This is a genomic window from Bacillus sp. NP247 (assembly GCF_018966865.1).
In the GTDB taxonomy this organism is placed as follows: domain Bacteria; phylum Bacillota; class Bacilli; order Bacillales; family Bacillaceae_G; genus Bacillus_A.
In genome coordinates this window covers 1,737,458-1,758,584 of the sequence record NZ_CP076653.1, presented here as the reverse complement: position 1 = coordinate 1,758,584, position 21,127 = coordinate 1,737,458, and the positions used below count along the sequence as shown (strand labels likewise).

At 36.3% G+C, this 21,127-nt stretch carries 23 protein-coding genes; 17 read left to right on the top strand and 6 right to left on the bottom strand.

From position 1 onward, the window contains the following. Positions 1-17: 17 nt before the first annotated feature. From KPL75_RS09255 to uvrC, 6 genes are all read left to right on the top strand, one after another. Entirely contained in the window at positions 18-650 is a 633-nt protein-coding gene (locus KPL75_RS09255; protein WP_219920437.1) for a fatty acid metabolism transcriptional regulator FadR, read from the top strand. An 11-nt stretch (positions 651-661) separates the two neighbouring features. Continuing rightward, positions 662-1,438: an enoyl-CoA hydratase gene (locus KPL75_RS09250; protein WP_219920436.1), complete on the top strand. Its 777-nt coding sequence runs from the start codon at positions 662-664 to the stop codon at positions 1,436-1,438. Between the two features lie 78 nt (positions 1,439-1,516). After that, positions 1,517-2,290, top strand: coding sequence for an electron transfer flavoprotein subunit beta (etfB, locus tag KPL75_RS09245; protein ID WP_219920435.1), 774 nt, complete (start codon positions 1,517-1,519; stop codon positions 2,288-2,290). Positions 2,291-2,326: 36 nt separating this feature from the next. Then, positions 2,327-3,304: an electron transfer flavoprotein subunit alpha gene (gene etfA, locus KPL75_RS09240; protein WP_002145490.1), complete on the top strand. Its 978-nt coding sequence runs from the start codon at positions 2,327-2,329 to the stop codon at positions 3,302-3,304. 210 nt (positions 3,305-3,514) lie between these two features. Further along, positions 3,515-3,829 (top strand): thioredoxin, encoded by a 315-nt coding sequence (gene trxA / locus KPL75_RS09235; RefSeq protein WP_002122861.1) that lies wholly within the window; start codon positions 3,515-3,517, stop codon positions 3,827-3,829. Positions 3,830-3,977: 148 nt separating this feature from the next. Then, positions 3,978-5,762: an excinuclease ABC subunit C gene (gene uvrC, locus KPL75_RS09230; protein WP_219920434.1), complete on the top strand. Its 1,785-nt coding sequence runs from the start codon at positions 3,978-3,980 to the stop codon at positions 5,760-5,762. Positions 5,763-5,877: 115 nt separating this feature from the next. Here the strand turns inward: uvrC and KPL75_RS09225 are convergent, their stop codons facing one another. Further along, a complete protein-coding gene (locus tag KPL75_RS09225; RefSeq protein ID WP_002015405.1) occupies positions 5,878-6,327 on the bottom strand; it encodes a YslB family protein in 450 nt (149 codons plus the stop codon). Positions 6,328-6,626: 299 nt separating this feature from the next. On the opposite strand from KPL75_RS09225, the gene sdhC reads away from it, so the two are divergent. The 4 genes from sdhC (at position 6,627) to KPL75_RS09205 (ending at position 10,351) form a co-directional block, all read left to right on the top strand. Further along, a complete protein-coding gene (sdhC, locus tag KPL75_RS09220) occupies positions 6,627-7,253 on the top strand; it encodes a succinate dehydrogenase cytochrome B558 (RefSeq protein WP_219920433.1) in 627 nt (208 codons plus the stop codon). A 13-nt stretch (positions 7,254-7,266) separates the two neighbouring features. Then, positions 7,267-9,060 (top strand): succinate dehydrogenase flavoprotein subunit, encoded by a 1,794-nt coding sequence (gene sdhA, locus KPL75_RS09215; protein WP_219920432.1) that lies wholly within the window; start codon positions 7,267-7,269, stop codon positions 9,058-9,060. Further along, on the top strand, positions 9,053-9,814 hold the full coding sequence (gene sdhB / locus KPL75_RS09210) for a succinate dehydrogenase iron-sulfur subunit (protein ID WP_002088861.1): 762 nt from the start codon (positions 9,053-9,055) through the stop codon (positions 9,812-9,814). The genes sdhA and sdhB overlap by 8 nt, the downstream gene beginning before the upstream one ends. A 93-nt stretch (positions 9,815-9,907) precedes the next feature. Then, positions 9,908-10,351 carry an acyl-CoA thioesterase gene (locus tag KPL75_RS09205; protein WP_219920431.1) on the top strand — a complete coding sequence of 148 codons (444 nt, stop codon included), beginning with the start codon at positions 9,908-9,910 and terminating at the stop codon, positions 10,349-10,351. A gap of 36 nt (positions 10,352-10,387) precedes the next feature. Here KPL75_RS09205 and KPL75_RS09200 read toward each other — a convergent pair whose 3' ends face one another. After that, positions 10,388-11,167 (bottom strand): M15 family metallopeptidase, encoded by a 780-nt coding sequence (locus KPL75_RS09200; protein WP_219920430.1) that lies wholly within the window; start codon positions 11,165-11,167, stop codon positions 10,388-10,390. Between the two features lie 274 nt (positions 11,168-11,441). Here KPL75_RS09200 and motA point away from each other — a divergent pair, with 274 nt between their 5' ends. Then, the gene (gene motA / locus KPL75_RS09195) at positions 11,442-12,236 is read left to right on the top strand and encodes a flagellar motor stator protein MotA (RefSeq protein WP_219920429.1); all 795 of its coding nucleotides are present in this window, start codon (positions 11,442-11,444) and stop codon (positions 12,234-12,236) included. After that, positions 12,226-13,011 carry a flagellar motor protein MotB gene (gene motB / locus KPL75_RS09190; protein ID WP_002138514.1) on the top strand — a complete coding sequence of 262 codons (786 nt, stop codon included), beginning with the start codon at positions 12,226-12,228 and terminating at the stop codon, positions 13,009-13,011. The genes motA and motB overlap by 11 nt, the downstream gene beginning before the upstream one ends. A gap of 28 nt (positions 13,012-13,039) precedes the next feature. On the opposite strand, the gene KPL75_RS09185 is transcribed toward motB, so the two are convergent. Next, positions 13,040-13,867, bottom strand: coding sequence for a 5'-nucleotidase, lipoprotein e(P4) family (locus tag KPL75_RS09185; protein ID WP_002015415.1), 828 nt, complete (start codon positions 13,865-13,867; stop codon positions 13,040-13,042). A gap of 353 nt (positions 13,868-14,220) precedes the next feature. Between KPL75_RS09185 and KPL75_RS09180 the strand changes: the two genes are divergently transcribed. From KPL75_RS09180 to KPL75_RS09170, 3 genes are all read left to right on the top strand, one after another. Continuing rightward, entirely contained in the window at positions 14,221-15,105 is an 885-nt protein-coding gene (locus KPL75_RS09180) for an ABC transporter ATP-binding protein (protein ID WP_219920428.1), read from the top strand. 2 nt (positions 15,106-15,107) lie between these two features. Continuing rightward, positions 15,108-16,331 carry an ABC transporter permease gene (locus tag KPL75_RS09175; protein WP_219920427.1) on the top strand — a complete coding sequence of 408 codons (1,224 nt, stop codon included), beginning with the start codon at positions 15,108-15,110 and terminating at the stop codon, positions 16,329-16,331. A gap of 118 nt (positions 16,332-16,449) precedes the next feature. Continuing rightward, positions 16,450-16,881, top strand: a complete 432-nt coding sequence (locus KPL75_RS09170; protein WP_002112095.1) for an Rrf2 family transcriptional regulator — start codon at positions 16,450-16,452, stop codon at positions 16,879-16,881. 62 nt (positions 16,882-16,943) lie between these two features. On the opposite strand, the gene KPL75_RS09165 is transcribed toward KPL75_RS09170, so the two are convergent. Both KPL75_RS09165 and KPL75_RS09160 read right to left on the bottom strand, forming a co-directional pair. Then, the gene (locus KPL75_RS09165; protein ID WP_219920426.1) at positions 16,944-17,609 is read right to left on the bottom strand and encodes an MIP/aquaporin family protein; all 666 of its coding nucleotides are present in this window, start codon (positions 17,607-17,609) and stop codon (positions 16,944-16,946) included. Positions 17,610-17,751: 142 nt separating this feature from the next. Next, entirely contained in the window at positions 17,752-18,717 is a 966-nt protein-coding gene (locus KPL75_RS09160) for a DMT family transporter (RefSeq protein ID WP_219920425.1), read from the bottom strand. Between the two features lie 100 nt (positions 18,718-18,817). On the opposite strand from KPL75_RS09160, the gene KPL75_RS09155 reads away from it, so the two are divergent. Further along, entirely contained in the window at positions 18,818-19,390 is a 573-nt protein-coding gene (locus tag KPL75_RS09155) for a helix-turn-helix domain-containing protein (RefSeq protein WP_219920424.1), read from the top strand. 68 nt (positions 19,391-19,458) lie between these two features. Here the strand turns inward: KPL75_RS09155 and KPL75_RS09150 are convergent, their stop codons facing one another. Beyond that, the gene (locus KPL75_RS09150; RefSeq protein ID WP_098268772.1) at positions 19,459-19,644 is read right to left on the bottom strand and encodes a PspC domain-containing protein; all 186 of its coding nucleotides are present in this window, start codon (positions 19,642-19,644) and stop codon (positions 19,459-19,461) included. A 189-nt stretch (positions 19,645-19,833) separates the two neighbouring features. Between KPL75_RS09150 and KPL75_RS09145 the strand changes: the two genes are divergently transcribed. Then, positions 19,834-21,075 carry an amidohydrolase family protein gene (locus tag KPL75_RS09145; protein WP_219920423.1) on the top strand — a complete coding sequence of 414 codons (1,242 nt, stop codon included), beginning with the start codon at positions 19,834-19,836 and terminating at the stop codon, positions 21,073-21,075. The last annotated feature ends 52 nt before the right edge of the window (positions 21,076-21,127 follow it).

Below are 21,127 nucleotides of genomic sequence, written 5' to 3'. Positions count from 1 at the left end.
GTCAGTATTATAAGAATATGAATGACTATTCATTCAGTCATCTTTTTGAAGGGGACAGTAAAGTGAAGAAAAATAGACCGAAATACAATCAAATTATTGATGCAGCAGTCATTGTGATTGCGGAGAATGGATACCATCAAGCGCAAGTTTCTAAAATTGCAAAGCAAGCTGGAGTAGCTGATGGCACGATTTATTTATATTTTAAAAATAAAGAAGATATATTAATATCCTTATTCCAAGAGAAGATGGGAGAATTTGTTGAAACAATTCGTCAAAAAATAGCAGGAATTGAAAGCGCTGTAGCGAAGTTATTCATGTTGGTAGAAACGCACTTCTTGCTGTTGTCACAAAATGATCCTCTTGCTATCGTTACGCAATTAGAACTAAGGCAGTCCAATCAAGACTTGCGCCTTAAAATAAATGAAGTATTAAAAGGCTACTTACAAGTTATGGATGAGATTTTAGAGACAGGCATAAAGCAAGGTGAATTTCAGGCGGATTTAAATGTTCGCGTGGCAAGACAAATGATCTTTGGAACAGTAGATGAAGTTGTGACCAATTGGGTAATGAGCGATCATAAGTATGATCTGGTCGCACTTTCAAAAACGGTACACGGGTTACTTATTGCAGCTTGTGGTTATCGTCAATAATGGGAGGGATCATGTTGAAATTCCTATCTGTAAGAGTTGAAGATCATATCGCGGTGGCGACGTTAAACCATGCTCCAGCGAATGCGATGTCTTCACAAGTTATGCATGACGTTACGGAGTTAATCGATCAAGTGGAGAAGGATGATAACATTCGTGTTGTTGTTCTTCATGGGGAAGGACGTTTCTTCTCAGCAGGAGCAGATATTAAAGAATTTACATCTGTTACTGAAGCGAAGCAAGCGACAGAATTAGCGCAACTTGGACAAGTTACGTTTGAGCGCGTAGAAAAATGTTCAAAACCAGTTATTGCGGCAATTCATGGAGCGGCACTTGGCGGCGGCCTTGAGTTTGCTATGTCTTGCCACATGCGCTTTGCTACTGAAAGTGCAAAACTTGGTTTGCCTGAATTGACACTTGGATTAATTCCTGGCTTTGCAGGTACACAGCGCTTACCACGTTATGTTGGGAAAGCGAAAGCTTGTGAAATGATGTTAACAAGTACGCCAATTACTGGTGCTGAAGCATTAAAATGGGGACTTGTTAACGGATTGTTCTCTGAAGAATCGTTTTTAGATGATACGCTTAAAGTTGCAAAACAAATTGCTGGAAAAAGTCCAGCAACAACTCGTGCTGTACTAGAGTTATTGCAAACGACGAAATCGTCTCATTATTATGAAGGTGTACAACGTGAATCACAGATTTTTGGTGAAGTATTTACGAGTGAAGATGGAAGAGAAGGTGTAGCAGCGTTTTTAGAAAAACGTAAGCCTTCATTTAGTGGCAGGTAGTTCAATTATTTTTTTAATATAAATTAACAGAATTTTAAAATTGATAGAATCTTTCTGAAAAATAAGGGGGTAAATGGAATGAACATCTACGTACTCATGAAACGAACATTTGATACAGAAGAAAAAATCGTAATTAAAAACGGTGCAATTTACGATGGCGAAGCGGAATTCATCATCAACCCTTACGATGAATATGCGATTGAAGAAGCAATTCAAGTAAGAGATGCACAAGGTGGAGAGGTTACTGTCGTAACAGTTGGTGGGGAAGATATTGAGAAAGAGCTTCGTACTGCATTAGCGATGGGCTGCGATAAAGCGGTGTTAATTAATATTGAAGATGATGTTGAAAATGGTGACCAGTTCACGACAGCAAAAGTACTTGCTGAATATTTGAAAGATAAAGAAGTAGATTTAATTTTAGGCGGGAACGTTGCGATTGACGGAGCGTCTGGACAAGTTGGTCCACGCGTAGCTGAAGCGTTAAATATCCCATACGTAACGACAATTACAAAACTTGAAATTGATGGTACAAATGTGAAAATTGAGCGTGATGTTGAAGGTGATACAGAAGTTATTGAAACATCATTACCAGTTTTAGTCACAGCGCAACAAGGTTTAAATGAACCTCGTTATCCATCGCTTCCAGGTATTATGAAAGCGAAGAAAAAGCCGCTAGAAGAAGTAGAATTAGATGATTTAGATTTAGAAGAAGATGATGTGGAAGCAAAGACAAAAACAATTGAAATCTATTTGCCTCCTAAGAAAGATGCAGGAAAAGTGTTACAAGGCGAGCTGCAAGATCAAGTAAAAGAACTTGTATCGTTGCTCCATACAGAAGCGAAAGTAATCTAATAAAATACGAAATTATATATGCAGGAGGGAAAATCTATGGCTCGTAAAGTATTAGTAATGGGTGAAGTTCGTGACGGATCACTACGTAACGTTTCGTTTGAAGCGGTAGCAGCAGCAAAAACAATTGCAGAAGGCGGTGAAGTGGTAGGTCTTCTAGTTGGAGACAGCGTGGCCTCTTTTGCAAATGAATTGATTCATTACGGTGCAGATCGCGTTGTGACAGTTGAAAATGATAAATTAAAATCATATACGTCTGATGGTTATGCACAAGCGTTTTTAGCTGTATATGCTGAAGAAAAACCAGAAGGTATTGTATTTGGACATACAGCACTTGGTAAAGATTTATCACCAAAATTAGCAGCGAAGCTTGAAGCTGGTCTAGTTTCTGATGTAACTGCTTTAGAAATTGAAGGTGGAAATGTTATCTTTACTCGTCCAATCTACTCTGGTAAAGCATTTGAGAAGAAGATTGTAACAGATGGTATATTATTTGCGACAGTACGTCCAAATAATATCGCAACTCTTGAAAAAGATGAATCTCGCACAGGTGAAGCGTCTTCTATTACAGTTGATGTGAAAGACTTACGTACAATCATTCAAGACGTTGTCCGTAAAACGGCAGAAGGTGTTGATCTTTCTGAAGCGAAAGTTATTATCGCTGGCGGACGCGGTGTGAAGAGTGAAGAAGGATTTAAACCATTGAAAGAGTTAGCTGACGTACTAGGCGGCGCTGTTGGAGCATCTCGTGGTGCTTGTGACGCTGAGTATTGTGATTACTCATTACAAATTGGTCAAACAGGTAAAGTTGTTACACCAGACTTATACATTGCATGCGGAATTTCTGGTGCGATTCAGCATTTAGCTGGTATGTCTAACTCAAAAATAATCGTTGCGATTAACAAAGATCCAGAAGCAAGTATCTTCAAGGTAGCTGACTACGGTATTGTCGGTGATCTATTTGAAGTATTACCTCTTTTAACAGAAGAGTTTAAAAAGTTAAAAGTACATTCATGATTTGAGTACCCTTGAGTTCCAAGTGAAGTACCCCTATATATAGAAAAAGGTGAGAGATCCCTGTCTCTCATCTTTTTAGTGTTTAATCCATATTTTTATATAGTATAAAGGAACATTTTTTTGTTACAATACATAACGATACATATTATTCGCCACGTATATAAGTTAATGATATACTCTTGGTAGAATATACTTGAAGGAGGAAATAAAATGGCAATTGTAAACGCAAATGACCAAAGCTTCGCATCTGAAACTAGCGAAGGTGTTGTATTATTAGATTTCTGGGCGCCTTGGTGCGGACCTTGTAAAATGATCGCTCCTGTATTAGAGGAAATCGATTCAGAGTTAGGCGAGAAAGTAAAAGTAGTAAAAGTGGACGTTGATGAAAACCAAGAAACTGCTCGTCAATTCGAAGTAATGAGCATTCCAGCTCTTTTCGTATTAAAAGACGGTAAAGTGGTTGATCAAGCGTTAGGATATAAACCGAAAGAAGCGTTAGTAGAATTAGTTTCTAAACACTTCTAAAATAAAGAAGCTGCCATTTGGTAGCTTTTTTTATTTTCTTTTTTACAACCTTTCCGTTACAATAAAAGAACGTATGTTGGGTGTTTTGGCATAGTATGTTTTTATGTGAAAATAAAAATGATAAGCATGTAGAAATGGAGGGAGACGAGTGCACGAGCATTTAAAAGAGAAGTTAGCAATTTTGCCCGATCAACCTGGTTGTTATTTAATGAAGGATAAGCAGGGAACGGTTATATATGTCGGAAAAGCAAAGGTACTCAAAAATCGTGTGCGCTCGTACTTTACTGGTTCACATGATGGGAAAACACTTCGGCTTGTTGGAGAAATTGTTGATTTTGAATATATTGTGACTTCCTCAAATTTGGAGGCTCTTATTTTAGAGTTAAATTTAATAAAAAAATATGATCCAAAATATAATATTCAATTAAAAGATGATAAAACATATCCTTTCATTAAAATTACAGCTGAAAAACAGCCGCGCTTACTCATTACGCGAAATGTAAAAAAGGATAAAGGAAAGTACTTTGGGCCTTATCCAAATGCGCAATCGGCACATGAAACAAAGAAATTATTAGATCGTATGTATCCACTTCGTAAATGTTCAAATATGCCAGATAAAGTTTGCTTGTATTATCATATGGGTCAATGTTTAGCGCCTTGTGTGAAAGAAGTAACGGATGAGCAAAACAAAGAAATTGTGGATGAAATTATTAAATTCTTAAACGGTGGGCATAAAGAAATTCGTTCAGAATTAGAAACGAAGATGTACGAGGCTTCAGAGAAACTAGAATTTGAACGGGCAAAAGAGTTGCGAGATCAAATTGCTCATATTGATGCAATTATGGAAAAGCAAAAGATGATTATGAGTGATTTAGTGGATCGGGATGTGTTTGGATATGCAGTTGATAAAGGCTGGATGTGTGTTCAAGTTTTCTTCGTTCGAAAAGGAAAGCTAATTGAACGTGATGTTTCCATGTTCCCGATATATGATGAACCTGAAGAGGGTTTTTTAACTTTTATCGGTCAATTTTATGAAAACAGTAGTCATTTCAAGCCGAAGGAAATTGTTGTTCCAGGAAGTATCGATTCAGAATTAGTAGAGCGCTTTTTAGAAGTTGAAGCGACACAGCCGAAGCGTGGGAAGAAAAAAGATCTTGTGGAATTAGCAAATAAAAATGCGAAAATTGCACTAGAAGAGAAATTTCACTTAATTGAACGTGATGAAGAGCGAACGATTAAAGCTGTAGATCATTTAGGAAAGCAACTCGGCATTGAAACACCTTATCGTATTGAAGCGTTTGATAATTCAAATATTCAAGGGACAAATCCTGTTTCAGCAATGATTGCTTTTATCGATGGGAAACCAGCGAAGAAAGAATATCGGAAATATAAAATTAAAACGGTCCAAGGGCCAGATGATTACGAGTCTATGAGGGAAGTTGTGAGACGCCGTTATACGAGAGCATTGAAGGAAAATTTACCTTTGCCAGATTTAATAATTATCGATGGGGGAAAAGGACATCTCACAGCTACAAGTGATGTTCTTGAAAACGAGCTTGGATTATATATTCCAATGGCAGGGCTTGTAAAAGATGAAAAACATAAAACATCACATTTAATTATTGGGGATCCGCCTGAGCCTGTTATGCTTGCGAGGAATAGCCAAGAATTTTATTTATTGCAGCGCATTCAAGATGAAGTACATCGATTTGCAATTACATTCCATCGTCAATTACACGGGAAATCTGTTATTCAATCCGCGTTGGATGAAATTCCAGGAATCGGTGATAAACGAAAAAAAGTATTGCTAAAACATTTTGGTTCATTAAAAAAGATGAAAGAAGCTTCCATATCGGAATTTGTCGAAGCGGGTATGCCGAAAAATGTAGCGGAGACAATTTATACTTATTTAACAGATAAGAAGACGTTGTAGTTTACAACGTCTTCTGTTTTTTGGTATAATTTCTGAAGATTTAAAATAAACGCATCTAAATGAATATACAAAAAAGTCAACTAAACTTATATGTCTAGTTGACTGTAAGTAGATGCTACACTTCAATGAGATCTTTTATATCCCATTTAACAAGAAATGTAATAGAGTCTGAACGTTTTTTCTGTTCCTCATAGGACTCTGCAACGACGTTTCTTTGTCTTTGAATTTGCTCGGCGATAAATCCAGCTTCTAATTGATAAGATGAATGTCTTTTTTGTTTTTGACGCTCAGTAATAAGTGTACCTTTAAGTTGAAACTGCATTTCACGACGTTTATGTTCAATGATGCTTAAAGTACCCCAACCAGCTTTTTCAAAAAACTGAATGACTTCTTCAATTGTTTCTAGCGGATATTTTCTCGCAAGGTTTCTACCGGCCCAGTATAAAATACCATCTAAATCGTTACCAATTAAATCAGGTAGTAATTCTTCACGTAGCAATTCATAAGCGAAGGCGTTCAATGAAACATCTTCTAAAGATGTTATATCGATTGTATTTTTGCTCACAATATTCCCCTCTTTCTATAGGGATTATTATATAACATTTTTCATTTATAAAAACAGATTTTTCTTTGGGGAAATCTGAATATATAAGAAGAAAAAAAGAATTGGCAAATTATATGCAAATTATGTATACGTTTTCTTGACGCTTCGACAAAAATAGGGGTAAAATGAACTTGGAATCAAATTATGCTGAAATATTTTGAATAATTTTTTCAGTTTTTCTTATGCCAATAGTGAAAAAACATTATTGTTGTAAATTAATCTGAAAACAGCAGTCAAACATTCAAGGGGGTAATGGGGACATGAAAGGCCGCGAGTATACGTTTCGTAAGTGGCACTCATTAATGGGGGTCATCCCGGTTGGTGTCTTTTTGACGCAACATTTAATTGTAAACAACTTTGCAACAAGAGGAGCAGAGGCTTTTAACAAAGCTGCAGGCTTTATGGAGCTCCTTCCATTCCGGTATGCGCTAGAAATTTTCATCATCTTTTTACCTATACTGTACCATGCTATATATGGCTTATATATTGCATTTACAGCTAAGAACAATGCGGTGTCTTACGGTTATTTCCGTAACTGGATGTTCGTCTTCCAACGAATTTCAGGTATCGTTACGCTGATCTTTATTTCTTGGCACGTCTGGGAAACTCGTATTCAAGCATTGTTAGGTAAAGAGGTAAACTATGATATGATGGCAGATATTTTAAACAACCCATTTATGTTCGGTTTCTATTTAGTTGGTGTTGTTTCAACAATTTTCCACTTTGCAAATGGACTATGGACATTCTGCATAAGCTGGGGAATTACAGTATCTCCACGTTCACAAAGAATCTCTACTTATGTAACATTAGCTATTTTCTTAGGTCTAACTTATGTAGGTGTGAGTGCATTATTAGCGTTCATCGATCCACAGCTAGCAAACCAGTAAGGAGTGGGAGAGCATGAAAGGGAAACTTATAGTAGTCGGCGGTGGCTTGGCCGGCTTAATGGCAACGATTAAAGCGGCAGAAGCAGGAGTAAATGTTGAACTATTTTCTTTAGTACCAGTAAAACGTTCACATTCTGTATGTGCCCAAGGTGGAATTAACGGTGCCGTAAATACAAAAGGTGAAGGGGATTCTCCATGGATCCACTTTGACGATACAATTTATGGTGGGGACTTCTTAGCGAACCAACCACCAGTTAAAGCGATGTGTGATGCAGCACCTGGTATTATTCATTTAATGGACCGCATGGGTGTTATGTTCAACCGTACGGAAGAAGGACTTCTGGATTTCCGTCGTTTCGGTGGAACACAACATCACCGTACAGCATTTGCTGGCGCAACAACTGGTCAACAATTACTATATGCATTAGATGAGCAAGTACGTCGTCATGAAGTAGCAGGACTTGTAACGAAATATGAAGGTTGGGATTTCTTACGAGCTGTTGTAGATGATGAAGGTGTGTGCCGAGGAATCGTCGCGCAAGACTTACAAACTATGGAGATAAAAAGTTTCCAAGCTGATGCCGTGATTATGGCAACAGGGGGCCCTGGTATCATCTTTGGAAAATCAACAAACTCTATTATTAATACAGGTACAGCAGCGTCTGCTGTATATCAACAAGGTGCATATTATGCGAACGGTGAGTTCATTCAAATCCATCCAACAGCAATTCCTGGAGACGATAAGTTACGTCTTATGAGTGAATCTGCACGTGGTGAAGGTGGACGTGTTTGGACGTATAAAGATGGTAAGCCATGGTACTTCTTAGAAGAAAAATATCCAGCTTACGGAAACCTTGTACCTCGTGATATTGCAACGCGTGAAATCTTTGATGTTTGCGTAGAGCAAAAACTAGGTATTAACGGTGAAAACATGGTGTACTTAGATCTTTCTCATAAAGATCCGAAAGAACTAGATATTAAACTTGGTGGAATTATTGAAATCTATGAGAAATTTACAGGTGATGATCCTCGTAAACTACCAATGAAAATCTTCCCAGCGGTTCACTATTCAATGGGCGGATTATGGGTTGATTATAAGCAAATGACAAGTATTCCAGGTTTATTTGCAGCAGGTGAGTGTGATTATTCTATGCACGGTGGTAACCGCCTTGGTGCGAACTCATTATTATCAGCAATTTACGGTGGTATGGTAGCAGGGCCGAACGCAATTGAGTATATGAAAGGTCTTTCTAAATCATCTGATGCTGTTGCATCTACTGTATATGAGCAAAATGAATTAATCGAAACAGAGAAATTTAACAATATTTTAGCGCTTGATGGTAACGAAAATGCATATGTTCTTCATAAAGAGCTTGGAGAATGGATGACAGATAACGTTACAGTAGTTCGTGAAAATAAAAAATTATTAGAAACAGATGCGAAAATTGAAGAGTTAATGGCGCGTTACAAACGCATTAACATTAACGATACAGCAAGATGGAGTAACCAAGGTGCTTCATTTACACGCCAACTTGCAAATATGTTTGAGTTAGCGCGTGTTATTACAATTGGAGCATATAACCGTAATGAAAGCCGCGGGGCGCATTACAAACCAGAATTCCCAAATCGTGATGATGCAAACTTCTTAAAAACTACGATGGCGAAATTTGAGGGAGAAGGAACTGCACCAGCATTCCATTACGAAGAAGTGGATGTTTCATTAATTAAACCACGTAAACGTGACTATTCCTCAAAACATGATGTAGCTGCTAAGGATGAAGAGAAGGGGGATAAACAACATGTCTGAGAAAACAATCCGCCTCATCATTACGAGACAAGATGGACCAGATGCACAAGAGTTTGACCAAGAGTTTGAAATTCCATATCGTCCTAATATGAATATTATTTCGGCGCTTATGGAAATTCGCCGTAATCCTGTCGACTCAAAAGGGAACCAAACAACTCCGATTGCATGGGATATGAACTGCTTAGAGGAAGTATGTGGAGCATGTTCGATGGTGATTAACGGAAAACCACGTCAATCATGTACAGCCCTTATTGACCAGTTAGAGCAGCCAATTCGCTTAAAGCCGATGAAGACATTCCCGATTGTACGTGATTTACAAGTTGACCGTAGCCGTATGTTTAACGCGTTAAAACGTGTTAAAGCTTGGATTCCAATCGACGGTACGTATGACCTAGGACCAGGTCCAAGAATGCCAGAGAAAAAGCGTCAATGGGCATATGAACTTTCGAAATGTATGACATGTGGTGTTTGCTTAGAGTCATGTCCGAACGTAAACAGTAAGTCTGACTTTATTGGACCAGCACCGCTTTCACAAGCGCGTTTATTTAACTCGCATCCAACTGGTGAAATGCATAAAGCAGATCGCTTACGTGCAATTATGGGTGATGGAGGACTTGCAAACTGTGGTAACTCTCAAAACTGTGTGCAATCATGTCCGAAAGGTATTCCATTAACAACTTCAATTGCAGCATTAAACCGTGATACAACAATTCAATCGTTCAAAGATTTCTTTGGTAGCGACAATAACTATTAATAAATATTGCCTCTTCATGTTGAAGAGGCAATATTTATAAGTTTATTTTTCTGTTTATTCTGTTTGTTTTAAAGGCGAAAAGGAGAGGGAACGATGAAGAGAATTCCTTATATTGAAGACTTTGAGCAATGGGAAAGTGGTTTTTCATTTTATAATCCTGTCAAAGTTCGTTTTGGTGAAGTAGATATGTTTGGACATGTAAATAATGTCGTGGCTTTTACATATTTTGAAGAAGCTCGTATCGCATTGTTTAAAGAACTTGGATTTATGCAAGAATGGACACATGAATCATCAGAAACGATGATCGTTGTTGCAGATTTACAATGTAATTTCATTAAGCAAATTTATTTTAATGAACAGTTGAAAGTATATGTAAAAGCGGGAGCAGTTGGGAATTCTTCTTTAGATCTGCATTATATGGTGAAAAATGCAGAAGGAGAAGTTTGTTTAGTTGGACGCGGTATGATGGTCCAAGCATCGAAAAAAACCGGAAGAGGCGAACCGTGGCCTGAGGAATGGAAGGAATTACTACAATAATAGAATAAAAGAAAAATAAGAGAGCGAATCGCTCTCTTATTTTTTGTCCTTCGTTGCCTCTTCTAATGTTAGGTGGTGCTTATATATGTATGCGGCATATGGATTGCCAACGTAGCGTAAGTGCCACGGTTCGTATGAATACTCTGTTGTCTCTGTTTTGTCCTCTAAATAACGAATGACAAATCCGAACTCATGGGCATGTTCTGCAACCCATTTTCCTTCTGCTGTCTCTCCAAAGATTGGTTCTAATTGGAATTTAGCAGATTTTGAGCTAATATCCATTGCTAGACCAGTTTGATGCTCACTTGTTCCAGGAATTGCACTTACCGAATCAGCCTCAGCTTTTCCTTGGCGCTTAATATATGTATTATGTAATGACTGTTGGCGTTTGTAAGAACGGTAACCTGAAACTGCTGTAAGTTCTAAACCTTCTTCTTTCGCTGCTTGGAACATTTTTTCAAGAGCGTCTGCAGCATCTTTACGAAGTAATGTTTTCTCTTTATCTTTTGGACTAGTAAATGGTACGTTCGGTTTCGTTAAATCTTCTGGAATGTACCCATCTGGTAATTTACGATGTTTATTGACTAATACAAGAGCAGAATCTGGATTTGTTACAACGGAAAAATTATCATCTAGTTTCTTTGCATTATGATCAGCTTTTGGAAAAGCAGGAATCTCTTCTTTTGGATGGTTACTATGTTTTTGACTTTCGACAGCTTTCGCCTCATTTTGCAGTGGGGATTTAGAACCAAAGTAAGCGAAAGATGTGATACCGATTACAATAGTAATGGCAGAAATAATTATTATCTTTTTCATGATACCTTGTAATCACTGTCCTTTCTTAATAAAATATGTATCGTTTTTATTATAAGTCTAGTCTATTGAAAAAGAAATATAAGAGTCATAACGTAATAGAAACGCAAAGAAAATGTCAGAAAATGTCAGAAAATGTGTGAAAATGTAGTATTTTTTCATATAATTCATTTCTTATCTTTCATGAAGTTCATTTTTTATGTAATATATGTATATAAGAAGATGTAGCGATTATCGAGAATAAAGGACCTCTTGTATAGACTAGGAGTGAATGGGAATGGATTTTGCAACAATTATTGGACTCATTTTAGGATTTGTAGCGGTAGTAGTAGGGATGGTCGTCAAGGGCGCTGACGTAACAGCCCTACTAAATCCTGCCGCAGCATTAATTATTTTTATCGGTACATTTGCTGCAGTGTGTATTGCATTTCCGATGAATCAACTAAAAAGGGTTCCAAAATTATTTAAAGTTCTTTTTGGTTCAAATAAAAAAGATTTAAGCTATGAACAATTGCTAGAGTTATTTGTTCATTGGACATCTGAGAGTAGAAAATACGGTATTTTATCTTTAGAGCAACAATTAGATAAAATTCAAGATGAATTTCTTTTGCGTGGTATGAAATTTGTTATTGATGGCGTATCTGCGGAAGATTTAGAACAAATTTTAGAAGCCGAATTAGAAGCAATTGAAGAGAGGCATGCAAAAGGAGCTGCTATTTTCTCACAAGCAGGTACATATGCACCTACATTAGGGGTTTTAGGTGCTGTTATTGGTCTTGTAGCTGCTCTTGGTAATTTAACTGATATTGACAAGTTAGGACATGCTATTTCAGGTGCGTTTATTGCAACGATTTTCGGTATTTTTTCAGGTTACGTATTATGGCATCCATTTGCAAACAAATTGAAGCAAAAGTCTGCTGCTGAATTAGAGAAGAAACGTTTAATTATTGATTGTTTATTAATGTTACAAGAAGGTACATATCCATTTATTATGAAAAATCGCATTTTAGGTGCGCTTTCTGCAACTGAGCGTAAAAAGCTAGAAAAAGGAGCAGAAAAAAATGCGGAGTAAGAAAAATAGAAGAGGCAAAAAGAAAAAACATGATGAGCATATCGATGAAACTTGGTTAATTCCATATTCGGATATGTTAACGTTGTTATTTGCACTATTCATCGTATTATTCGCAATGAGTAGTATAGATGCTGCGAAGTTTAAACAGATGGCAGTGGCTTTTAGAAGTGAACTAGCAGGTGGAACAGGAAATAAAGAGTTTTTAAGTGATCAAAAGCCAAAGGAAGAAAAAGAGTTATCCGCAAATGGTTTGGAATCTGAGAATATGAAAAAAAATGCTGAAGCTGAAGTAAAGCAGCAAGAAATGAATGAATTAAAAGCGGTACAAAAAGGTATCGATAATTATATTGAGGAAAAGCAATTATCTTCTTCTTTTAAAACCGATTTAACTGAAAAAGGTTTAATGGTAACAATATTAGAAAATGTACTATTTGATTCAGGGAAAGCAGATGTGAAGTTGGAATCGTTAGGGATTGCAAAAGAGATGTCTAACCTACTTGTTTCCGCATCACCTCGTGAAATTACAGTGTCTGGTCATACAGATACTGTTCCTATCGCAAATGCTCAGTTTGCATCAAACTGGGAGTTAAGTACACAGCGTGCCGTTAATTTTATGCAGGTATTACTTCAAAATAAAGATTTGCAACCAGAAAAATTTAGTGCAATTGGTTACGGAGAATACCGTTCAATTGCACCAAATGATACACCAGAAGGAAAAGCAAAAAATAGACGTGTAGAAGTATTTATTTTACCTTTAACAAGAAATATGCAATAAAAGAGGATGGCGAAAGCCATCCTCTTTGTTATTTTGCATCAAATGATTTTAAATTGTCACGACGAATTTTATCTTTTTCTGCATCTGATTTTTTGAAATCATAGTCATATAAAGCGCCTTCCCAATCGCCATACATCGGATTAGGGAAAATGATGAATTTCTCACCAAATTGTGCTTTTGATTCTGCTACTGTTTCATTGCGATCTTTTACAGATTTTCCATCAAAACCAGTGAAATCAGATAAGTTATCACCGAAGAATAGGACAATATCATGTGTTTGAGAAACAAGTTCACGGCGTTTTTCTTTTCCTTTTTCTTTCGGGTCTTGTAGTAATATGTGTTCTTTCGTTGCTTGAGGAGCACCTACGCGCTCGAGATTTTTAATTGTTGCATCTAGTTGATTCGTTTTACGATTTGAGATGTAGTAAATATCTACACCTTTAGACTCTGTATATTTTAAGAAATCAATCGCTCCTGGAAGAGCTTCAGCTTCAGCCTTATTAATCCAATCGTCCCATTTATAAGGATAGCCTTTTCCTGTTTTTACGCTCATTGCTTGATGAGGACTGTTATCTAAAACAGTTTCATCTAAATCAAGTACGATAGCAGGTTTTTTGTTTGTGCCTTTTGCAAGAGCTGCATCAAGCTTCAATTGACCAATATTATATCCTTGGTAGTATAGTGCTTTCGTTTCACCAGCTGTTTGATACCATAAATCAGCCATCAATTGCTGGTCTGTTAATTTTACTTTTTCTTCTTTTGCCACTGTTTTCTCAGCTGTTCCTGAACATGCTACAAGCGATGTAGAAAGAACGGCTACAGATAATAAAGTGGTAATACCCCTCTTCATCTTCATATGTACCCTCCTTGATGTTAGTAAATCATTTAATATTATATATTAAAATATAAGGCTTTTTATATTTTTTTTTATGAACATTTGCATATTGTCTTTTGTATATATAGTAGTTTGTCCTATATTAGAAAGATGGGTTAAATAATAATAATTATTTTGACAAGTTTTATTGTCGTAATGACAATTATAATTGACAAAAACAGGATTTTTATTTACAATTTTAACTAAATGAAACAAATGATGGGTTAGGTGTAGTGATACATATAAGAGAATGAAATATAATACTATATTTCATTCTGAACAATCATAGGCTTTAACAGAAGGTACGAATGATACTAAAGGGGAGGCTTTATACATTGAGTTTACAAATTCAAAAATTAACAAAAATATTCGGAGAATCTAAAGCAGTTAATGGTTTGCAAATCTCGTTACCGAAAGGTGAAGTATTAGGGTTACTTGGTCGAAATGGTGCAGGGAAAACAACGACAATTAAAATGTTACTAGGTTTATTAACGCCAAATGAAGGTTCTATTACGTGGGATGGAAAATCATTTGGTGATAGCGGGGTAACAATTGGATATTTACCAGAAGAAAGAGGATTATATACAAAAAGTAGAGTAATAGATCAGTTGCGATATTTTGGCAGATTAGAAGGAATGACGAAGAAAGAAGTCGATCTTGCAATTGATCACTGGTTAGAGCGATTAGCAATCCCAGAATATAAATTTAAAACGGCAGGGGAGCTTTCGAAAGGGAATCAACAAAAAATTCAATTGATTGCTGCTCTTCTTCATGATCCAGAACTTCTTATTTTAGATGAACCATTTAGCGGACTTGATCCAGTTAATGCGGGAATGTTAGCTAATATTATTGGAGAACAAGTACAGAGTGGAAAGACAATTATTTTATCAAGTCATCGTATGGAGCAAGTAGAGGCTTTTTGCCAGCATGTATGTATTTTGAAAAAAGGCGAAGCGGTCGTAGAAGGACAGTTAAGTGATATTAAGAAAGAATACGGTTTCCGTAATTTAACTATTGAAGATACAGTAGAGAATGAAAAGGGATTAGAAGCTATACACGTTCCGTATGAAAAACAACAAGGCCTTCTTTATGTAAAAGTACAAGGCGATGCAGAAGCTCTAAAGATTTTGCAACAGTTGCAAGAGCAAGGTATTAGCTTACGACAATTTAAAATGTTAGAGCCGACGTTGAACGAAATCTTTGTAGAGAGGGCGAAATAAATATGCGTAAATTTTCTCATGTATTTTCATTTTATTTTAGGGAAGCATTTTTATCTAAAAAATCATTAATTACGAGTGCGATTTTATTTTTAATTGTGTTTGGTATTTTTGCATTTAATCATTTTACTTCAAGTAATGATAAAAATAAGGATAAAGATAAAATTGCAGTTGTGACGGAGAGTTCCACATATAAAATACAAAAAGAAGAGTTAAATAAATTATTACCATCAGCTAAACTAACAATTGGTTCAAAAGAAGATTTTAATAAACTACATAAACAAGTAGAAGAAGGCGAGTTAGACGGTTTGTTTCGTGTAACTGAAAAGAATGGAGTTCCAGAAGTCACGTATATGTTTAATGGGTTCGCCAGTGAAACAACTTCTACTATTATAGCTAGTTATTTAAAGGGACAATATATGGCGGTAACGGTTGCTAAACATAATGTTTCACCGGAAATTGCACAACAATTACAAACGGAAATTTCTGTGAAACAAGAAGCAATAAAAGATCGTTCTGCCTCTGCCGGAGTTGCATATTTCTTTATATTCGCTTTATATATGTTTATTGTTGCGTTCGGAAGCACAATTGCGATGAATATTGCTTCTGAAAAAGCTTCTCGCGTTATGGAAGTTATGATTCCGAAAGTAAAACCTCTTACGATGATGTATGCAAAAATTTTAGCGGTTGTTTCAACGGCGTTATTACAACTTGTCATATTGGCATGTGGTTATTTAGTTCCTTATTTACTAGGGTGGGTAGATTTAGAAAATGGTTCATTATTTGGCGTAATTGATGTTACAAAGTTAGATGCAAAAGTTATCGGTATGTTCCTAATTTATTTTGTTACAGGGTATTTCCTGTATGCGATGATGTATGCAGCTGCTGGTGCGGTTGTTTCTAAGACTGAGGATTTGCAAGGTGTAATGCTACCGGTGTCGATTTTAATAATTGCAGCATTCTTTATAAGTCTTAAATCGTTAGGTGACCCAAATAGTACTATTGTTGTTATAAGCTCTTATGTTCCGTTCTTCACCCCGATGGTTACATTCTCACGCTTTGTAGCTGGTGAAGCTGGTATGTTAGAAATTACGATAACATTGGCGGGTCTTTTAGCGACAATCGGTATATTAAGTGCTGTTACAAGCCGCATTTACGTAAACGGTGTAATGAATTACTCCGACAAAGTGAAATTTAAAGATTTAGCGAAATTTATAAAGCGTCACTAATAGGAGAAAAGCATGATTTTCTAATGGAATCATGCTTTTTCTTTATGTATAAATTAAAAATAGTATATAATAATAAGAGTTGTCTTTTAATAGAATGAATAAAAAGGAGGGTGTGCAGATGGGAATTAGTAGTCGTTTTACAGTAGGTGTTCATATGTTAACGTTACTTGCGATAGATCGAAACTCTCGCTGTACCTCTGAATGGATTGCTGGTAGTGTGAATACAAATCCAGTTGTGATTCGTCGCATTACAGGAATGTTGAAGAGAGCAGGACTTGTTGATGTACAAGCTGGTAAAGGTGGTACGACACTTGCTCGTGATTTAGATGAAATTACATTACTTGATGTATATAAAGCTGTGGAAGTTGTAGAAGAGGGCCATCTATTTTCTTTCCATGAAAATCCCAACATTGAATGTCCAGTAGGAGCTAATATTCAATCGGTATTAGAGATTGTTTTAATACAATCGCAAGAAGCGATGGAAAACGTACTTGCAAATGTAACGGTGCAGCAGTTAGTTACAAATTTAAAATCGAAAATTAAAGAATAAAAAAAGCGAGCTTCCTCATAAAGAGGGCTCGCTTCTTTTCATATTCAGAAATATTGAAAATTCTATTTTTCAGTATTCAAAATAAACTTTCCTATGATAGCTGCCACGATACCACCAAGAATTGGGGCAACGATGAATACCCATAGTTGAGAAATTGCTTCTCCGCCAGCGAATAAAGCTGGTGCGATACTACGAGCTGGGTTAACAGATGTTCCAGTTAACGGAATACCTAATAAGTGAATTAATACTAACGTGAAACCAATTACTAGTCCAGCTAAAGAAGAACTTCCTTTTTTACCTGTTACAGCAATGATAACTAAAACAAATACGAAAGTTAAAATGAATTCAACTAAAAATGCTCCGGATAAACCAAGAGTTCCAAAACTATTTTGTCCTAAATTATCTAAAGGTAATTTAGCAGATCGTAAAATTGTTACTAACGTTGCAGTTCCTAATAAACCACCTAAAATTTGAGCTAATAAATAATAACTAAGTTCCATAGCGTTCATTCTTTTGTTGATGAACATAGCGATTGATACTGCTGGGTTAATGTGACATCCTGAAATCGTTCCAATGCTATATGCCATAGCTACAATAGATAATCCGAAAGCCATAGCGATACCTAACGTTCCGATCCCTTCAATTCCGCCGCCAGTGACAGCTACTCCCGTTCCGAATAATACAAGCACAAATGTACCAATAAATTCAGAGATTGCTTTTTTTAACATAATTTACCTCCTATTAATGCGCATGAAACGTATTATAACATAGGTTTTAGTATAAACAGCTAATGAAATACTATTCTGATAAGGCGAAATAGGGAGACAATAAAAATAGATATGGTTCTATAAAGAAGAACCATATCCATTTTTATGCTGATTTTTTTTGTTTAATGACTGGAACAGAACGGTTTAAAACACTATTTACGACCATTCCTAACATTATAATAATCATCCCAATCAGTGACAGACCGCTAGGGAATGAACCATTTAAGAAAATAATCTCACCAAGCACAGTGAAGACCATCGTTCCAGCTTGTGTTGCTTCAACAGCTCCAAGTAAAGCAAGATTGTCTTTTGCTAAGTCAGTAGCAAAGAAAAATGTCATCGTCGCAATAACTCCGGAACATAATGCTAACAAAAATCCTTGCATCATTTGACTTGATGATGGAATACCGGTAGTGGAAAATCCGTATATACCAAGTAGAATTGTAATAGGGAGACTTCCGATTGCCATTCCTAATACACGTTGGAATGTATCAAGACGCCCGCCAACAAGTTCCATCATCTTTCGGTTACCGAAGGGATATAAGAAAGCTGCTAAAACGACAGGTGAAAAACCAGAAATGAATTGAGTCATTGTAATATGACCCGCTTCAGTAGCTTGCATACAAAGTACACCAAGTAAAATAAATAAAGCGACGTATAAACTGCGCAGTGGAATTTTTCCGCGTACAAGTTTTGTACCTGATTTTGTTTCTATTTTAATGAAGAATAATGGCGATAAAAGTAAACCTGCTAATATCGTAACTTGCCAAGTTCCAGCAACGAGCCAAGCTGGAGAAAAAACAGCTGCGAAACTTAATAAAGAATAGAAGCCGATGCCAGCGACCGATCCCCACCCGATCCATACCAATGGATGTTTTTTTAATTCTTCCCATAAAGCTCCTAAGTTTTTGCGAAATAAAACGATAAGGAATAAAATAGGGAGAGCAAATAGAAAACGGAAGGAAGCAGTCCAAGCCCAGCTTGTTCCAGATACATTCATTGCTCTGTTAATAATAAAGGTTGCAGAAAAAAAGGCCGATGATAAAAGACCTAGTAGTATTGCGCGCATGAAGTATGGCACTCCTTTCGTAATTGAGTATTTATGTATAGTATAATATACTTAAAGTGGATAAAAGTAAACTATTTTATATTTTAAGGTGGTTTTATAGATGAAAGAAAATGAGGACATGCAAACAAAAGAAGTTATCCAGCAAGTAGGTCAGTTATTAAGACAAATTCGAAATGAGCAAAAATTAAGTTTAGAAGATTTAGCCCAAAAGACAGGTGTTAGTAAATTAACGCTAGGGAAAATTGAAAGAGGTGAAACGAATCCAACCTTAGCTGTTATTTGGAAAATTACGAAAGGGTTATCAATTCCTTTATCGAGATTGATGGTTGTTGGAGAGCCAGTAGCGGTTGCGCGCTGCGGGGAAGGGTTTGCGGTAGATGTAGGACAAGCATGGCATTTAGAAACAATGTTCCGTTACACGAAAGAAACGGGGCTGGAAATGCACCGTGCTTGCTTAAGAGCGCATAGTATATATGAACCGGAAGCTCATCATGAAGGTGCTATTGAGCTTGTAACGGTAATGAAAGGGAAAGTATCCATTCAAGTGGAGAATGATGTATACGAATTAAACGAGTTTGACTCTATTCAATTTGAAGCGAATAAGAAACATAGCTATAAGAATGAAGAAGATGAAGTGGCTGTATTACATTTAACGATGAAATATTCTTCATGAAAAAATCACCTATAGAATTCTATAGGTGATTTTTTATATGCTCTTCTTAAGTATATGAAGTGATGCCATTAGTACGAACGTGGCATAAGTAATAAACAAATAAAATAAACTAAAAATCCCGTTCCAAAACATAAAACAGCAATGACCCAAAGTATGCGAATGAGAGTAGAGCTAATATCGAAATATTCTCCTAGACCACCACATATACCAAATAGCATTTTATCAGTTTCGGATTTACATAATTTTTTTGACATATAACGATCAACTCCTTTTTTATATGAAGCTACATACTTCTATTCTATATGGAAATTTATGAGAAGACTATGAGGTTGTATTACACTTTTTTAGAGAAACGATCATATTAATTGTCTTAATTTTCAGCTGATATTAAAATTATAGTAAGAGGTATGAGGTGATTTTTAATAAAGGGTGGGGAAATAGAGATGACAGTATATTGGTTGACTAATGTAATGGTTGAATCAAGGTATGCATATGAAGAAGGGGAAATTTCACGAACAGAAACAGAATTATGTAGTTTACTCATTGAAGATGGAAGAATTAAAAAAATTATAGAAGGGATTGTTCAAGAGGAAGGGATAGTAACTCTTGATGCCAATCGCTTATTAATTTTGCCTTCTTTCGAAGAGATGCACATTCATATTGATAAAACGTATTATAGTGGGCCATGGAAAGCTTGTATGCCAGCAGAAAGTATTTTTACACGTTTTAATGAGGAAGAGAAGATTTTGCCAAAGCAATTAGCAACTGCTCAAGACAGGGCGGAAAATATGCTAGAGTTACTACTTCGAAATGGTGCAACGAATATTAGAACGCATTGTAATGTTGATCCAATTATTGGACTTAATAATTTGGAGGCGACGTTAGCTGCATTAGAAACATATAAAAATCGGATGTCTGGTAGAATCGTTGCTTTTCCGCAACATGGATTATTACGCAGTAATTCTGTACAACTTGTGAAAGATGCGATGCGTATGGGTGCGAATCTAGTCGGTGGAGTGGATCCAGCTACAGTGGATAATGATATCGAAAAATCATTACATACAATTATGGATATCGCAGTAGAATTTAATGCAGATGTTGATATTCATTTGCATGATGCGAATAATCTGGGAACGTTTACGATGAAGAGGTTGGCGAGTTTAACAGAAGAAGCAGGGTGGCAAGGGCGTGTAACAATTAGTCATGCGCTTGGACTTGGTGGTGTTACTGATAAAGAAGCTGAAGAAGTGGCAGAAAGACTAGCGGCTTTAAGTATTGATATTACTTCAACCGTTCCAATCGGTAAACAAGTAATCCCAATTCCGTTATTAGATCGAAAAGGAGTTAAAGTTTCATTAGGCAATGATAGTATTACAGATCACTGGTCTCCTTTCGGAACGGGAGATATGCTGCAAAAAGCAAATCGACTGGCGGAACGATTTGGTTGGAGTGATGAAAGATCTTTAGGGAAAGCTCTTCGCTTTATTACAGGAGGAAAAGAAACGTTAAATAAAGCAGGAAAACGAGTATGGCCAAATGTAGGAGATGAGGCAAGTTTTGTTTTAACGAATGCAACATGTACTGCTGAAGCGGTAGCGCGTCAAACAGAAAAGCGTTTAGTCGTGTATAAAGGGAATATTGTTGTTGGAAGTTTAAATGAGGTGGAATTAAATAATCTTGTGTAGAAGAATCGTTTAAATAATTTGAGGAGGGTTCTAATTGAGAATATAGAACTCT

Coding starts and splice junctions, on each gene's coding strand:
- KPL75_RS09255 (WP_219920437.1), top strand. CDS start 18: ATGAATGACTATTCATTCAGTCATCTTTTTGAAGGGGACAGTAAAGTG.
- KPL75_RS09250 (WP_219920436.1), top strand. CDS start 662: ATGTTGAAATTCCTATCTGTAAGAGTTGAAGATCATATCGCGGTGGCG.
- etfB (WP_219920435.1), top strand. CDS start 1,517: ATGAACATCTACGTACTCATGAAACGAACATTTGATACAGAAGAAAAA.
- etfA (WP_002145490.1), top strand. CDS start 2,327: ATGGCTCGTAAAGTATTAGTAATGGGTGAAGTTCGTGACGGATCACTA.
- trxA (WP_002122861.1), top strand. CDS start 3,515: ATGGCAATTGTAAACGCAAATGACCAAAGCTTCGCATCTGAAACTAGC.
- sdhC (WP_219920433.1), top strand. CDS start 6,627: ATGAAAGGCCGCGAGTATACGTTTCGTAAGTGGCACTCATTAATGGGG.
- sdhA (WP_219920432.1), top strand. CDS start 7,267: ATGAAAGGGAAACTTATAGTAGTCGGCGGTGGCTTGGCCGGCTTAATG.
- sdhB (WP_002088861.1), top strand. CDS start 9,053: ATGTCTGAGAAAACAATCCGCCTCATCATTACGAGACAAGATGGACCA.
- KPL75_RS09205 (WP_219920431.1), top strand. CDS start 9,908: ATGAAGAGAATTCCTTATATTGAAGACTTTGAGCAATGGGAAAGTGGT.
- KPL75_RS09200 (WP_219920430.1), bottom strand. CDS start 11,167: ATGAAAAAGATAATAATTATTTCTGCCATTACTATTGTAATCGGTATC.
- motA (WP_219920429.1), top strand. CDS start 11,442: ATGGATTTTGCAACAATTATTGGACTCATTTTAGGATTTGTAGCGGTA.
- motB (WP_002138514.1), top strand. CDS start 12,226: ATGCGGAGTAAGAAAAATAGAAGAGGCAAAAAGAAAAAACATGATGAG.
- KPL75_RS09185 (WP_002015415.1), bottom strand. CDS start 13,867: ATGAAGATGAAGAGGGGTATTACCACTTTATTATCTGTAGCCGTTCTT.
- KPL75_RS09175 (WP_219920427.1), top strand. CDS start 15,108: ATGCGTAAATTTTCTCATGTATTTTCATTTTATTTTAGGGAAGCATTT.
- KPL75_RS09170 (WP_002112095.1), top strand. CDS start 16,450: ATGGGAATTAGTAGTCGTTTTACAGTAGGTGTTCATATGTTAACGTTA.
- KPL75_RS09165 (WP_219920426.1), bottom strand. CDS start 17,609: ATGTTAAAAAAAGCAATCTCTGAATTTATTGGTACATTTGTGCTTGTA.
- KPL75_RS09160 (WP_219920425.1), bottom strand. CDS start 18,717: ATGCGCGCAATACTACTAGGTCTTTTATCATCGGCCTTTTTTTCTGCA.
- KPL75_RS09155 (WP_219920424.1), top strand. CDS start 18,818: ATGAAAGAAAATGAGGACATGCAAACAAAAGAAGTTATCCAGCAAGTA.
- KPL75_RS09150 (WP_098268772.1), bottom strand. CDS start 19,644: ATGTCAAAAAAATTATGTAAATCCGAAACTGATAAAATGCTATTTGGT.
- KPL75_RS09145 (WP_219920423.1), top strand. CDS start 19,834: ATGACAGTATATTGGTTGACTAATGTAATGGTTGAATCAAGGTATGCA.